The 13,882-nt window shown below is 40.4% G+C and carries 11 protein-coding genes and 3 pseudogenes; 4 read left to right on the top strand and 10 right to left on the bottom strand.

Annotated elements, in window-relative coordinates:
- Positions 1-8: 8 nt before the first annotated feature.
- The 3 genes from JCM19038_RS00780 to JCM19038_RS00770 all read right to left on the bottom strand — a co-directional run bounded on the left by JCM19038_RS00780 (position 9) and on the right by JCM19038_RS00770 (position 3,607).
- Positions 9-1,625 (bottom strand): Na/Pi cotransporter family protein, encoded by a 1,617-nt coding sequence (locus JCM19038_RS00780; protein ID WP_238554235.1) that lies wholly within the window; start codon positions 1,623-1,625, stop codon positions 9-11.
- A 190-nt stretch (positions 1,626-1,815) separates the two neighbouring features.
- Entirely contained in the window at positions 1,816-2,466 is a 651-nt protein-coding gene (locus JCM19038_RS00775; RefSeq protein WP_042359496.1) for an NfeD family protein, read from the bottom strand.
- Between the two features lie 319 nt (positions 2,467-2,785).
- Positions 2,786-3,607 (bottom strand): DUF1002 domain-containing protein, encoded by an 822-nt coding sequence (locus JCM19038_RS00770; protein ID WP_307189921.1) that lies wholly within the window; start codon positions 3,605-3,607, stop codon positions 2,786-2,788.
- Between the two features lie 185 nt (positions 3,608-3,792).
- On the opposite strand from JCM19038_RS00770, the gene JCM19038_RS00765 reads away from it, so the two are divergent.
- Both JCM19038_RS00765 and ispG read left to right on the top strand, forming a co-directional pair.
- Positions 3,793-4,164, top strand: a complete 372-nt coding sequence (locus tag JCM19038_RS00765) for a hypothetical protein (RefSeq protein ID WP_042413504.1) — start codon at positions 3,793-3,795, stop codon at positions 4,162-4,164.
- Positions 4,165-4,344: 180 nt separating this feature from the next.
- Positions 4,345-5,458 (top strand): annotated as a pseudogene (gene ispG, locus JCM19038_RS00760) (flavodoxin-dependent (E)-4-hydroxy-3-methylbut-2-enyl-diphosphate synthase).
- 32 nt (positions 5,459-5,490) lie between these two features.
- Here ispG and JCM19038_RS00755 read toward each other — a convergent pair.
- From JCM19038_RS00755 to JCM19038_RS00740, 4 genes and pseudogenes are all read right to left on the bottom strand, one after another.
- Complete coding sequence (locus tag JCM19038_RS00755; protein ID WP_052360883.1) at positions 5,491-5,886, bottom strand: hypothetical protein; 396 nt, start codon at positions 5,884-5,886, stop codon at positions 5,491-5,493.
- A gap of 139 nt (positions 5,887-6,025) precedes the next feature.
- Positions 6,026-6,433, bottom strand: a complete 408-nt coding sequence (locus JCM19038_RS00750; protein WP_042359492.1) for a Fur family transcriptional regulator — start codon at positions 6,431-6,433, stop codon at positions 6,026-6,028.
- A gap of 54 nt (positions 6,434-6,487) precedes the next feature.
- Positions 6,488-7,347: pseudogene (locus JCM19038_RS00745) on the bottom strand (metal ABC transporter permease).
- A complete protein-coding gene (locus tag JCM19038_RS00740; protein WP_042413501.1) occupies positions 7,344-8,114 on the bottom strand; it encodes a metal ABC transporter ATP-binding protein in 771 nt (256 codons plus the stop codon). Before JCM19038_RS00740 ends, JCM19038_RS00745 begins: the two are co-directional and overlap by 4 nt.
- 122 nt (positions 8,115-8,236) lie before the next feature.
- Here JCM19038_RS00740 and JCM19038_RS00735 point away from each other — a divergent pair, with 122 nt between their 5' ends.
- The gene (locus JCM19038_RS00735) at positions 8,237-9,778 is read left to right on the top strand and encodes a Ppx/GppA family phosphatase (protein WP_042413499.1); all 1,542 of its coding nucleotides are present in this window, start codon (positions 8,237-8,239) and stop codon (positions 9,776-9,778) included.
- Here JCM19038_RS00735 and JCM19038_RS00730 read toward each other — a convergent pair.
- On the bottom strand, positions 9,769-11,133 hold the full coding sequence (locus JCM19038_RS00730; RefSeq protein WP_052360881.1) for a nitrogen regulation protein NR(II): 1,365 nt from the start codon (positions 11,131-11,133) through the stop codon (positions 9,769-9,771). The genes JCM19038_RS00735 and JCM19038_RS00730 overlap by 10 nt on opposite strands.
- A 174-nt stretch (positions 11,134-11,307) precedes the next feature.
- Here JCM19038_RS00730 and JCM19038_RS00725 point away from each other — a divergent pair, with 174 nt between their 5' ends.
- On the top strand, positions 11,308-11,556 hold the full coding sequence (locus tag JCM19038_RS00725; protein ID WP_152549820.1) for a DUF2624 family protein: 249 nt from the start codon (positions 11,308-11,310) through the stop codon (positions 11,554-11,556).
- Positions 11,557-11,560: 4 nt separating this feature from the next.
- Here JCM19038_RS00725 and JCM19038_RS00720 read toward each other — a convergent pair.
- Both JCM19038_RS00720 and JCM19038_RS00715 read right to left on the bottom strand, forming a co-directional pair.
- Positions 11,561-12,459: pseudogene (locus JCM19038_RS00720) on the bottom strand (deoxyribonuclease IV).
- On the bottom strand, positions 12,460-13,746 hold the full coding sequence (locus JCM19038_RS00715; RefSeq protein WP_042413497.1) for a DEAD/DEAH box helicase: 1,287 nt from the start codon (positions 13,744-13,746) through the stop codon (positions 12,460-12,462).
- Between the last annotated feature and the right edge of the window lie 136 nt (positions 13,747-13,882).

Here is a 13,882-nt window from a genome sequence, read left to right as displayed (position 1 = left end):
TCCTTCTATTACTTCTCTTCATTTAAAACCGCTTCAGCAATGTTCACCGAGTGGTCACCAATTCGCTCTAAGTTACTTACGATATCGACGAATACGATTCCTGCTGAACCAGAACAACGACCTTCGTTCATACGCATAATGTGCTTCTTACGCATTTTGCGTTCCATCTTGTCGATTTCATCTTCTTGTTGTTCGGTTGCACGAGCAGCTTCCACATCATGATGCTCTAATGCATAAACAGCATCTTTCAACGTTTTACGTGTAAGAGTAAACATTTCTTCTAAATCTGCTTTTGCATCTTCAGATAATATTACTTTGTTTTTGATTTGATAGTCAACGAGTTCCATAATGTTTTCCATATGATCACCGATTCGTTCAATGTCACGTACGGTATCGAGTAACATCGTATGCGTGAATGAATCATCACTTGAAAGTGATCGATTAGAAATCTGCATTAAATAATCTGTAATCGTGCGATCAAGATTGTTAATCGCTTCTTCATATTGGATTGTTCGCTCCGCATTTTTACGATTGTTCGTATGCAGATACTTGAGCACTTCTTCTAATCCTAATTCAGCGAAGTTCGCCATACGTAGTGTTTCTGCACGTGCTTGACCAAGTGCAATCGATGGCGCTCGTTGTATGAACGTCGGATCGAGGTGTTTCGCTTTGTACTCAATCTCTTCACTCTTACCTGGTATTAATTTCGTTACAATCGTTGCAAGTACACCAATAAAGGCAACTTGTAGCAATAGATTGGCAACGTTATACGTACCGTGAGCAAAAGCAATCGTCATTGGCGGTGATAAGTTTAACGTTTCTTCAAACCAAACGATAAGGTTTGTAAACGGTACGAGTAGAATCATAATGACGGTAGCACCAATTAAGTTAAATATAACGTGACTGAGTGCTGTACGCTTTGCAGCAACACTTGCTCCAATTGAAGCAATGACAGCTGTGATTGTCGTACCAATATTATCACCGAATAATACTGGCAACGCTGCATTTAAGTCCATCGCTCCTGAATCGTAGAAGCTTTGAAGTAAACCAATTGCCGCTGTAGAACTTTGAATAATAGCTGTAAACACAGTACCGACAATAACACCGAGAATTGGGTTGTCACTCATGCTAAGTGTTAACTCCGCAAAAAAGGCGTTGTCTTTTAATGGTTCTACACCATCACCCATAAATTCAAGCCCTAGGAATAGTGCACCAAAACCGAATATAACTTGTCCTATGTTGTTCAATTTTTTGTTCTTAAAGAAGAAAATAAAAAATGTACCTAAGAAAATAATCGGTAGTGCGTAAGCAGAAATGTTAATCCCGATAATGAATGCTGTCGTTGTGGTACCAACGTTCGCACCCATAATAACACCAATCGCTTGCGTCAGTGTCATAAAACCTGCATTAACAAGTCCAACGGTTAATACAATTGTTGCCGTACTTGATTGTAGTAAAACTGTTACAACAATCCCGACAAGGACTCCTTTTAATGGATTTGATGTGAAGCGATCCAAAAGATCTCGTAAGCGATCGCCGGCAATTTTCGTTAAGCCGTCGCTCATAAACTTCATACCAAATAAAAAGATTCCTATACCCCCGAGAAATAGAAACAGGAGATCCATTACGTCCAAACTCCTCATCCCTTCAAAACCTAGTATTAGATCGTTTACCCAAAATCGATCATACGTGTCAATTATTAATGTATCATCAAAGGTTTGTAAAGATTATGTAAAGATTATCATACGATTCTTTTTTCCGCATACAATCTCACCTCTTTTACTTAAAAAAAGAACCCTCAACACTGAGGGTTCTTTACACTTCTTCTTTATTTTCTTTTTGAATCTCCGCAATTAAAATCCGTGTACCATCAACAGACTTCACTTCAACGTCAACGTTCGCTTTCAACCAACTGGCACCTGTCGTTGCGCTGTACGGTTGTCCTTCAATTTCCACAGTTCCTGTAGGTCTGAAATCACTAAGTGTCTTCCCTGTTTTTCCAACGAGATCACGATACGATTCATTCATCGAATTATAGCCTTCTTCACTAGATAACGTATCTTTAAATGTCATCTTCGTCCACAGTTCACGTCTAGGGAACACTTTCATAAATAAAAACGCTCCAGAGCCACCGATTAACACGCCAAAACCGACGAGAACAGAATACAACAAGTCTGGTGCTGGAATCGCTAAACCGACGATCATTAGCCCTACACCGAGTGCAGAAACCATCCCATCTCCAAATAACTTACCATCTATAAGAATTAACGTTAAACCGATCAAATACGCCCCAACGACCCATGCATTGCCTAATCCGTCTAAATGATGAGCAAAATAAAGGGTAATTAATACGACACCAACCACACCAAAAATCCCTCGTGACTTCACGAGCAATTCTCCAATTAGAAACATCGTGGCAAGTACAACAACGAGAAAACCGACAAAACTATAATCCAACCAAGCCATCTTTATACACCCCTCCCAAAACGTTGCTTTCTTTTCTATACGTAAAGAAGGCTAAAACGGTTTCATATCTAAGTCTATTATAGCAAAAAATGCTTTATTCTGCACAATCACATCATCAAATAGACGTTCCTTTGTTCGAATATCGTTTATTATTATTCATTGGCTTCTCATGTAACGATAAAACCCCGCAGCCGTTATGCGAATCGCATAACGCTGCGGGGTTTTATACATTATATTATTTAAGAACCACTCGAAGATTCACTCTCATTTGAGTTGAACCAATCAGCAATCGAATCGATTAATTCACTAAAGAAATCCATTACTGATTGGAAGAAATTCTGCGTTTCTTCTTGCTTAACCAGTCGCCAATATTATCGCGAATCTGATTCACTTGTTCTCCTAATTGGTTCCAGTCAATGTTTAAATCTTGCATTCTCATAAACAAAGAGACAAGACCGTCTAGTTCTTCATCTGTTAATTCAATGCCTAAATCTGAAGCAATACGTTGAATGAGTGCTCGTAAATCATCTTCATTTTCTACATTTTCTTCTGCAATGGTTTCTTTAATTTGTGTGACTAGTTCTGTTGCTTCCTCCATACCAATCCGATCACCAAGTTCACCCGTCTCTACCATTTCTTCATTCGCAATACGCATGCGTTCTTCTGAAAGACCATCCGCTTCTGAATCATACGCCTTTAGAATACCCGTTAATGCACCCGTACCTGAAATAGATGACGGTGCAGTAACGTAAATGTCTGCATCCTCTACACCTGCTGTTACAAGTGCATTTGCATACATCCCTTCAGACACCCAGTTAATGTTATTCGTCTCTACATTAACACCTGATCCAGACTCTTCAATCGTAATGCGTGCAGATGATAAAGCGTTGCTCCCAATTTTTCCAGCTGGAATGTATTCACCTAAATAATCATGTTCTTCTGCGTTTGAGACCGTCACAATATTGGCGTTTTCATCACTGCCCATTTCTGCTAATAAACTCTCTCGTTGAGTAGGTGTTAAGTCTTCACCGAGCGTTACAATGACATCTCCTGGACCAGCATCCGCGCTCGCGGTTTGTGGAACTGCGAAACTCGATCCGATTAATAAAGCAGCCATCCCCAAAATTGAAAGTTTTTTCATTGGAGTGTTTTCCCCCTGTCAAATTCCGTTCTATTCTTCTTTTCGGTTCTACCATACGTCTTGTGAAATGAAAAGAAAATCTGAAGCTTTTTTATATTTTCACAGCATTTTTCCACAAGACAAGCATATACTTATACATAGATAAGTTATTTATATAGTCGTTATTCGAATGGAGAGGTTACACGATGAAAAAATGGATTTGGGTTGCGTCAATTCTACTCGTTGCTGTTGCCGTCTATTATGATTTGTCGCGTGGGAGTTTGCCAGTAGAAGGTTCATTTATAAATGAAGAACCCGCTACAGCAGATTCTGTAGAACAAGATGAGGCAGATCATGTTGAAGAAATAGCTCCACTGCCTGATCGAATTATTGATACTGTAGCCATTGAAGTTGAAAGTGGACAAACGCTACTCACCATACTTGAACAACTCCATGAAGAAGCGATTGTTATTTCTATTGAAGACATTAAACAAGACTTTGAAACGTTAAATGATGGCACTGAATATGAACAATTAAAAGCTGGAAAGATTTATACATTTCCTATCTATGGACAATAATTGTGAACGAGATATTAAGGTTGACGCTCTTAGCTTGCCAATACACACGAGGCGTTGCTACAATGAGTAGAGCAAGAAGTCATCGACATCGACTGCCGTTTGACTTCTTTATGATATGTTAAACTTTTAAGCAGGACTTCCTGTTATAAAGAATAGCGTCATTAAAGGGGCGAAGGAATAATGAGTGAACTAACCCATCGTACGAAAACGAGGCCAGTTAACGTCGGTAACCTTGTAATCGGTGGTAACGATGAAGTCATCATCCAAAGTATGACGACAACAAAAACACATGATGTGGAAGCGACCGTCGCTGAAATCAGCCGTCTAGAAGAAGCTGGTTGTCAAGTTGTTCGTGTTGCATGCCCTGACCAACGAGCAGCAGATGCACTTGCTGAGATTAAATCTCGCATTAACATTCCGCTCGTTGTCGATATTCATTTTGATTATCGACTTGCATTAAAGGCCATTGAAGCCGGTGCAGATAAAATTCGTATTAACCAGGAAATATTGGGAAGCGTGACAAAGTTGAACTTGTCGTAAAAGCTGCGAAAGAAAAAGGGATTCCAATTCGAATCGGCGTTAATGCTGGCTCATTAGAACGTCACTTACTTGAGAAATATGGCTATCCGACAGCAGATGCGATGGTTGAAAGTGCTCTTCACCATATTTCGATTTTGGAAGAACTTGATTTTCATGACATTATCGTCTCGATGAAGGCTCAAACGTTGATCTTGCAGTTGAAGCCTACGAAAAAGCAGCACAAGCGTTTGACTACCCTCTTCACTTAGGAATCACTGAATCTGGGACACTTTTTGCAGGTACAATTAAAAGTGCCGCTGGACTTGGAACGATTCTAAGTAAAGGAATCGGTAACACGATGCGCATCTCTTTAAGCGCTGATCCAGTTGAAGAAATAAAGGTAGCTCGTGAACTTCTGAAAACATTCGGTCTCGCATCTAATGCGGCTACGTTAATTTCTTGTCCAACTTGCGGGCGTATTGAGATTGACTTAATTAGCATCGCTAACGAAGTTGAGGAGTATATTTCCCACGTAAAAGCACCGCTTAAAGTAGCTGTCCTTGGCTGTGCGGTAAACGGACCAGGTGAAGCTCGAGAAGCTGACATTGGAATTGCTGGAGCAAAAGGCGAAGGTCTTCTCTTTAGACACGGAGAAATCATCCGTAAAGTACCAGAAGAAATTATGGTTGACGAATTAAAGAAAGAAGTCGATAAACTCGCTGAAGAGCATTACCAAAAATTACGAGATCAAGAAGCAGCGAATTCTACGACATAACAAAAGAAACCCCGTACGGGGTTTCTTTTGTTTTACATAAACGGTGCAAACAGAAATGTCATGAGAATCGAGAGTGCACCGATCCCGATCGCCCACCATCCTAGACCGACAGCTCCTTGCTGGCGAGCAAAGAAACCAGTTACGATCCCAGCGGCACCTAATATGACAGGAAGAAAAAAGAGGGAAACAATCGACATAATAATCGCTGCTGTACCTAATCCAGCTCCCACAGAGCTACGACCCTTTTCTTCATCTGTCTCCAAATCGCTGTCACCTGGACCTGTCCGGTCCATGCGGTAATCTAGATTCGGTGAGCTGACTTCCGCGGAGGTTTCTTCCATATAACCTTGGTTGTAGTTATCGATGAGTGGGTCCGTCATTTCACGTCTTTCTTCTGGACGCTCATTGTAACGTTCATCATCTGCCACCTACATTCCCTCCCTACCCGGCTCAAGCGGGCATTACTATTATGTGAGGATCATGAAGATTTATGCTGACAACCTTCTAGGAAATTTTTGGTTTCAACAAAAAATAAAGACCAATCAAGCTACTCTGCTTGATTGGTCTTTATTGACATGTCTTGCAATAGCCGAACACTTCAAATTTGTGACTCGTTACAGAGAAATCATCTTGAGACAACCTCATCTGCTCCATCGGACATGCATCAATGTGCTTCGTCTTTCCACAAGTTAAACAAATCATATGGTGGTGATGGCTTCCGATACAGCTTAATCGAAAACGCTTCTCCCCTTCCCATTCACTAGCTTCTAATATGCCAATTTCAGCGAATAGAGATAAATTGCGATAAACTGTATCAAAGCTTAAACCGTTATATTTTTCTTGCATAAACACGAGCACTTCTTTAGCTGGCGTATACCCATCACGTTCACTTAAAAACTCAATGATATCTTTACGTTTGTCAGTATACTTGTATCCGGAAGACTTCAACGAGTGAATTGCTTTAGTTACATTCATTTTGTACCTCCAAGATCAAACATTTCATCATAATTATAGCAAATGATGCAAACTTTATCGATTTTGAACGTTTCGATTTAATGATGCTTTTACGATTTTATTTTTGAGTAAACTTAGAAGCAAGATGATCACTGCAAAGACGACAATGACCCCACCTGGAGCTAAATCTAAGTGAAAACCGAGAAAGATTCCGCTTAAAACCGAGATTTGACCGAATATGGCCGCGTACACGAACATTTGCTTAAAGCTCTTCGCCCACTGCATCGCACTTGCGACAGGTAATGTCATTAATGCCGATACGAGTAGAATTCCGACGATACGGATTGACGCTGCAATGACGAGCGCTACTAAAATCGAAAACAATAACTCCAACCATTTACCTTTAAGTCCTGAAATGGCTGCTTGCTCTTCATCGAACGATAAGAAAAACCATTCTTTATAGAAGACGAACAATAACACTAATACGATAACCGCTATGATAATAATCGTCATCAAGTCATTGTTACCTACTGCCGCAACGCTACCGAATAAATAAGAATATAAGTCCGTGTTAAATCCATCTGCTAAAGAAATAAAAATAACAGCAAGTCCAACGCCAGCAGACAATATAATTGGGATCGCTAACTCTTTAAAGTGCCCATAAACGGTGCGTAACTGATTAATAAAGAGAGAGCCAATTACTGCGAACACCATTCCCATATAAATCGGATCGTATAACGAAAAGATAGCAAAGAAGTTCGCTAATAATAAGTGGAAGGCAATCCCCGTTAACGTAATGTGTGAGAGTGCGTCAGCTACGAGTGACATCCGTTTTACAACGAGAAACACACCGAGCATTGGTGCAATAAGCCAATTAATACTCCAGCAATTAAAGCATTTCGTAAAAAGTCATATTGAAAAAAAACATCGATCATTTCGCAATTTCCTCGTGTTCATGAATGATATGTTGGACATCATAACCGTAAAGAGAAGATAAATTAGGATTCGTTTCAAATTCATGCGCAGTACCGTGAAAATGAATGGACTTATTCAAACACGCAACATTTGTGACGTACTTTGTCATCGTCCCAACATCATGGCTAACGAGTAAAAGTGTTAGTCCTTGATCTTGATTTAATTTACGAAGCAAATCATAAAATCGTCTCGCAGAAGTTGCGTCAATCCCAACTGTCGGCTCATCTAAGATGAGTAACGTTGGATCGCTAACGAGCGCACGCGCAATTAGAACCCGTTGTTGTTGTCCGCCAGAAAGCTTCCCAATCGGTTGTTTTGCGTATGCATCCATCTCAACTGTTTTTAGTGCTTGCATGACTTTAATCCGGTCATTGCGTTTCATAAAACGAAATAAACCAAGTTGGCCAAACAACCCCATTGAAACAACTTCAAAAACAGTTGCTGGAAAGCCTGCATTAAATCGATTCGCGCGTTGAGAAACGTAGCCGACTTTTGACCAATCATCAAAACGATGAAGTTCTGAACCAAATAACGAAAGTTTTCCAGCTTGCGGTTTTATTAAGCCCAGTATACACTTGATTAATGTAGATTTTCCGGAACCGTTTGGACCGACGAGTCCTAAAAACGACCCCTCTTCGATCGATAAGTTCAGGTTTTGTAATACGGGTCGATCTGTATATTGGTAAGTTAAATTGTTTACTTCAACGATGGTTGATGCTTTTGCCATCATTATTTCCCCCTAGATTCAAAAAAGCAAAGAACTACAAACGTAATCATTACGATTTACTTTTAGTAGTATAACGTACATCGCCATCTTTGTAAACGGAATGGTTGATTGGAGGTTTAAGTATGATTGAACAAGAGCGAATGGCCATTATTGATGTTGGTTCTAACTCCATTCGCCTCGTTATTTATGGAATTGATGCAAAACGACGTTATCGATCGTTATACAATTTAAAAATTGCTGCACGTCTAAGCGAGTATTTAAATGAAGAAGATGCATTAAAACGCGAGGGTTTTATCGTATTAACACAAGTGTTTACACAATTTAAAGCGGTTTTGGATGCTCAGAATGTAAATCATGTGGAAGCTGTCGCAACTGCTGCCATTCGACGAGCAACGAACCAACAAGATATATTGCAACATATTAATCAATCAATGGGGATTACAATCCGTGTCCTTTCGGGGGAAGAGGAAGCTTATTACGGGTATTTAGCCACAATTAACAGTACAAATATTAAGGACGGACTCATGTTTGACATGGGAGGAAGTAGCACAGAAGTTGTCTATTTTAAAAATCGTGAAATTGTCGAATCATATAGTTTCCCGATTGGTGCGCTAACACTTGCAAAAATGTGGAACGAAGATCAAGCATCAATGAAGCGGATCCGGCACGTTGCTCATGAACACTTCAGGCAACTTTCATGGTTAAAGAAACTGGGTGTCCCTTTAATCGGTGTCGGCGGAAGTGTTCGTCAATTAGCGGCGGTTCACCGCAAACGCCAACAGTACCCCGTGTCGGGGTTACACCAATATGAAATGACGGACACTCAACTTCATGATACGTTTCACTACTTACGCAAAATTCCACCGATAAAACGTAGTGAAATTGCCGGACTATCACAAGAGCGAGCAGGAAATATCGTCCCTGCTGGACTCTTTATTGCAGAGTTGATGAGGCACACAGAAGGCAAAAACCTCATTATTAGTCGTAAAGGGTTACGTGACGGAATCCTCTATGACAAGCTCTTGCAAGACCGACAAACGAGGCGCTTCGTTAACGTAAAAAGAGAAACCATCTATCAACTGATGAGAGAATTCAACTTATCGGACACGTATGGGAAAGCGGTATACTCACTTGCTCGTTCCTACTACCACTTGTTGTTCCCTAATGACACTGATGAAGAACGAGCGCAAATTGAGCAATTGCTTTTATTTAGTTCTCATCTGCGGATGCTCGGGCATTACATCGATGAAGAGCATGCCCATGCCCATACGTTGAATGTCCTCATTAATCGGTCACTTGATGGCTTCACTCACGAAGAACGAATTTCTTTAGCGCTTTTAAGTTCTTTCACATCGATCAAACGACTAAGAAAAAAAGCGCTACAGTATAAGCGCATTCTACACGGGCGTTGGATTAGGAAACTCGAGATTCTCGGTGCTATTATACGAATGGCCGCTTCACTTTACGTTACTGGACGAGAAATCATCGCGAAAGTAGAACTTAAAAATGTCGGTCGTAGTCGTTACTTGCAATTCGTCTTTCATGTGAAAAAAGGGGAAAGTTATTACTTCGAGCAACAACATGCCACCCTTTCGTTACGACAGTTAGAGCGGGCAACAAAAACAAAATACCGGATGATCTTCATCGAAGAAGATCAATCGTAAAACGGTAACATTAATGTTACGACCGTACCAACATTTACTTCACTCTCAATCTTAAATGTTCCGCCATGATCTTCAATAAGCTTCTTCGATAACGATATCCCGATGCCTGTTCCTTTGTCTTTTGTCGTTGTGAACGGCTCTCCGAGCTTATTGAGGATCTCGGCTGGAATTCCAGAACCATTGTCTGCTGCTTTAATTCGATAATGGTTACTAACGATGTCAGAATGAATGTTAAAACGCTTGTTCAAAGCCTCTTCAGAATAAGCTTCTATTGAATTACGAAGTAAGTTTAAGATTACCTGTTTAATCATCGTCTCATTCATTAGAATTTTCCGTTCTGTTTCTTCGAACTTCGCTTCAAAGACGACATCTTTCAAAAGACATTCTGAACGTATGATGTCTTCTACTGAGCGCATGACCCCCATTGGCGCTTGCAATTTCCTTTCAAACTTCCGTCTAGACATGGATAAGAAGTTCTCAATAATTACATTCATACGATCAACTTCTGAGAATATCGTATGACTGTACTTGTGAAAACTGTCCGTAAGCTCTGACAGTTGCAAAAACCCACGAATGACAGACAAAGGGTTTCTCAGCTCATGAGCCACTCCCGCTGCTAAATGTGAAACCGATTCCATCTGTTGGCGATATGCGAGTAAACTTTCATACTTTAACTCTGCACTTTCATCAAAGATAAAACCGACCACTTCTTGATGTCCAGCCAAATACACACTATGTGCAACTATTCTTACATCTTCACCATATACAAACCTTTTTGTACTATCTTTACGCGTCCAAAACGTCTCCATAATGCATTCATACATAATTCGACCATATTCCGATTCTGATTGTAATGATGCAATTGGCAACTCTGGTAGTAAATACGTATTTTGAGAAAAGACTAAGTTCTCAAATTGATGATTTAAATCGGTAATTGCTAACTGGTGATTCACCCGTATAATCCCACACGGAAGTTGCTTCATTAATTGCGTAAACGCATTTGCTTCTTCTAATTGTTCTCTCGGTTGACTTTGTCCAACTAAATAAAAACGACCAGAAGCATATTGACCACGATAAAAAACACGATACTCTTCGCCATGAAACCGATGAACGAGTGTTGCTTCATGGGACTTACCATCCTCAAACATGCGCTTAAGAAAAGTCATCGCCTTTACCCACTCATCACCAATTAGTGAATGAAAAAACGGCTCTGTTTCATTAAAAAAATTACGAGCATCATGATTCTTATAATTAATGCTTCCATTTTGTTCTACAATGACGCGTAATTCTCTACTTAATGCTTGAAAAATATCCTTTTCTTCATCGATCACTTGTAGTTGTGCTGGACTTTTCATATGCTTATTCTCTCCTCATATGAACAATTCCTGAATCTGTATATTGTAAGTATACTAAATCTTCAATTTTATGAATAGCGTATTTGCTAAATTATGCGATTTTCTGGAATTCTTTGTCACTAACCAAGCCCATTCTTGCATACACTAACTTGAAAGGATGTGATCGATTTGTGGATGGGTATCATTCAACAATACATTAAAAACATGTCACCTCAGCAACTAGTGAGCATGGCACACGAGCGAGGAATTGACATTACGATTGATGAGGCTAGTAAGTTGTTACACTTAGCACGTACTGAAAAAGTTAACCTTAAAGACCAAGCTTCTGTTTATGCCTTCATTAATAAAGTCGAAAAAGCAACATCGAAAGAACATGCGATGCTGCTTCATGACTTATATGCGCAATTTGGTCATCGTTTGTAGGGTTTTACACACCCAAGATTTTATCTTTCACTTGCTCATCAAACGACGCTTCTTTAAGCATATTGATTTCAAAACGGTACGGGGGACGCTTGTCCTTCTTCTCTTCACCAACATACGGTGTCTCAAGGATTTTAGGAATGTCTTTAACAACCTCATGATGGACGATGTAATTTAAGGCATCAAAACCGATGTGCCCAAAGCCTAAGTTCTCATGACGGTCTTTACGAGCGCCTTGCGGATTTTTACTGTCATTCACATGTAAAACTGCAAGGCGATCGAGGCCGATAATGGAGTCGAACTGTTCCATGACTCCATCAAAATTGTGGACAAGATCATAACCTGCATCGTGAACGTGGCACGTATCAAAACAAATCGTTAGCTTCTCATTGTGCGTTACCCCGTCGATGATTTGGGCTAACTCATCAAAGCTTCTTCACATTCTGAGCCTTTGCCTGCCATCGTTTCAAGTGCAATGTTGACGTTTTGAGTTGGATCAATCACTTCGTTTAGACCTTCAATGATCTTAGCAATCCCTTTGTCAGCACCTTCGCCGACATGCGCCCCTGGGTGCAATACGATTTGTTTTCCACCTAGTGCATCTGTTCGTTCGATCTCTGATCGTAAAAACCGTACGCCAAGATCAAACGTTTCTGGCTTAACAGAATTGCCGATGTTAATGATGTATGGCGCGTGAACGACCAATTCCTCGATCCCGTTTTCTTTCATATGCGCTCGTCCTGCTTCGATGTTTAGCTCTTCAATCGCTTTACGACGTGTATTCTGAGGTGCACCGGTATAGATCATCATAGCACTTGCGCCATAACTTGTTGCTTCTTCGCTTGAACCGAGCAACATTTTCTTGCCGTTCATTGAGACGTGAGACCCAATTTTTTGTAACGCCATTTACTTTCTCCTCCTGCTATTACTCTTTTCTCGTAACTTTTTCTTGTATCCCGGTTTGATGTCTTTTTTCTTAACTGTTGGGAGTGGCGCTTGGTCTGTGCGCGTTCTCCGCTTCGTTTTACCAGGAGCATAACCGCTTCCGAGTTGGTCAATTTCTTTCCATTCTCCGTTCTTTAAGTCGAGGTAATGGAAGAAAAACCGTTGTTGTTGTAGTTTGTGTAGTGCAGGGTAATCTTCTTTATCAACAATTGTATAAACGTCCCCACTTAAATCTTTCCTTGCAGTACGACCAGCGCGGTGTTGATAGTACTCCAATTCTTTAGGAATACGCACATTGATGACGTGAGACACACCTTCAATATCCATGCCTCTTGCTGCGAGATCCGTACAAACGACATACGGTACCGATGCCTTGACGATTTTACGCATCGCTTGTTTTCGTTCTCTAGCACTTAAATCCCCGTGTAACGTCTCCGTCTCAATTCCGTTTTCAATGAACAGTTCCGTTAAGCTGTCTGCTTCTTTCTTCGTATTTACGAATACTAAACAAAGAAATGGTCGAAGCGTTTGTGCAATCTCTACAGCGAACTTCTCGCGATTACGACTCTTTAGTGGCATTAAGTAATGCTTTAAGCCTTTTGGAGACGGTGTATTTGGTTGCACATGTACGTGGCGAGGATTGTTCATATATTTCTTCAAAAACGGCTGTAATTTCTCTGGAATCGTGGCAGAGAATACGAGCATTTGTAGACCATCAGGCATGTACGACGCCACTTGATCCACTTCTTTAATAAAGCCCATATCAAGCATTTGATCGGCTTCATCAATGATTAACGTTCGTACTTGATGAACGCTTAAGGCACGCTCTTTACAAACAAGATCATTTAGTCGTCCAGGTGTTGCTACAACGATATGTGGTGGACGTTTTAGCTTGTCAATCGAACGATCTTTATCTGTACCGCCAATTACACGCTGAATTCTTACACCAGCGTAAGCATCCGTTTGGATTAAATCTCTCGTCACTTTGTAAATTTGCTCCGCCAACTCCCGCGTTGGTGCAGCTATGACGACTTGTAATTCATCCATATTCATTTCAAGTTTGCTTAAAATTGGTAGAACAAAAGACAACGTTTTTCCAGTCCCAGTTTGCGATTGTCCAATCGCATCTTTCCCATTTATAATAGCCGGAATTAAGCGTTCTTGAATTTCAGTTGGACGGGTAATCCGATCTGCTTCAAGCTTTTCTGCTAATTCCTCGTGAATGTTTAATCGTTTCCATGCACTCATTGTGTGTTCACCTCAAAGTTCTCGTGTCTTGTATACGTTCGACACATCATTTTATTTTACCATAGATGAACTTAAAAAGAATAGCACGCCCCAAAGAAGAACCGACGCCTCTTCGTTGCATATCCTAATTGAAGAT

The organism is Geomicrobium sp. JCM 19038 (assembly GCF_000698125.1).
Lineage (GTDB): Bacteria > Bacillota > Bacilli > Bacillales > Marinococcaceae > Geomicrobium_A.
The sequence above is the reverse complement of the archived record's forward strand: the minus strand, read 5'-3'. Positions and strand labels throughout refer to the sequence as shown.

Bases quoted from the DNA above. Each gene is read 5' to 3' on its own strand.
- JCM19038_RS00730 (WP_052360881.1), bottom strand. From the start codon at position 11,133: ATGAAAAGTCCAGCACAACTACAAGTGATCGATGAAGAAAAGGATATT.
- JCM19038_RS00715 (WP_042413497.1), bottom strand. From the start codon at position 13,746: ATGAGTGCATGGAAACGATTAAACATTCACGAGGAATTAGCAGAAAAG.
- JCM19038_RS00775 (WP_042359496.1), bottom strand. From the start codon at position 2,466: ATGGCTTGGTTGGATTATAGTTTTGTCGGTTTTCTCGTTGTTGTACTT.
- JCM19038_RS00780 (WP_238554235.1), bottom strand. From the start codon at position 1,625: ATGGATCTCCTGTTTCTATTTCTCGGGGGTATAGGAATCTTTTTATTT.
- JCM19038_RS00735 (WP_042413499.1), top strand. From the start codon at position 8,237: ATGATTGAACAAGAGCGAATGGCCATTATTGATGTTGGTTCTAACTCC.
- JCM19038_RS00765 (WP_042413504.1), top strand. From the start codon at position 3,793: ATGAAAAAATGGATTTGGGTTGCGTCAATTCTACTCGTTGCTGTTGCC.
- JCM19038_RS00740 (WP_042413501.1), bottom strand. From the start codon at position 8,114: ATGGCAAAAGCATCAACCATCGTTGAAGTAAACAATTTAACTTACCAA.
- JCM19038_RS00750 (WP_042359492.1), bottom strand. From the start codon at position 6,433: ATGAATGTAACTAAAGCAATTCACTCGTTGAAGTCTTCCGGATACAAG.
- JCM19038_RS00725 (WP_152549820.1), top strand. From the start codon at position 11,308: ATGGGTATCATTCAACAATACATTAAAAACATGTCACCTCAGCAACTA.
- JCM19038_RS00770 (WP_307189921.1), bottom strand. From the start codon at position 3,607: ATGAAAAAACTTTCAATTTTGGGGATGGCTGCTTTATTAATCGGATCG.